General features: G+C 63.6%; 1 protein-coding gene. It reads right to left on the bottom strand.

Annotated elements, in window-relative coordinates:
* Positions 1-590 (bottom strand): Ig-like domain-containing protein (locus tag N5C91_RS31860; RefSeq protein ID WP_279834531.1); only part of this gene is annotated, 590 nt, incomplete at both ends.

Genomic DNA, 590 nt, shown 5'->3' with positions numbered 1-590 from the left:
ATGTTGCCCGTGACCAGGCCGACATCGTCCAGCACACCGGTAATCGCCAGCGTGTCGGCATCCGGAGCGATGGTGTCGATTTCCACGGTAATGACGGTCGGCTCGCTCTGGTTGCCAGCCGGGTCGATCGCTACGACGGTAATGTCGTTGTCGCCTTCAGGCAGCGGCTGGGTCGGGGTCACCGACCAGTCGCCGTTATCGTCGGCCTTGGTGTGAATTTCTTCGCCGGTCGGGAAGGTAACGACTACGTCAGCCCCCGGTTCGGTCTTGCCGTCGATGGTCGGCTTGGTGTCGTTGGTGATGTTGTCACCCGGAACGCCCGAGTCGGATGCCGGGTCGAGCCACGCGTCCGGAGCATCCGGAGCGGTGGTGTCGATTTCCACGGAAATGACGGTCGGCTCGCTCTGGTTGCCCGCCGGGTCGATCGCCACGACGCTAATGTCGTTGTTGCCCTCAGGCAACGGCTGGGTCGGAGTCACGGACCAGTCGCCGTTATCATCGGCCTTGGTGTGAACTTCTTCGCCGGTCGGGAAGGTGACGACCACGTCAGCGCCCGGTTCGGTCTTGCCGTCGATGGTCGGCGTGGTGTC

This window comes from Pseudomonas sp. GD03903, from assembly GCF_029840045.1.
Classification (GTDB): Bacteria; Pseudomonadota; Gammaproteobacteria; order Pseudomonadales; family Pseudomonadaceae; genus Pseudomonas; species Pseudomonas pseudonitroreducens.
This window is presented reverse-complemented; position numbering and strand designations above follow the sequence as displayed.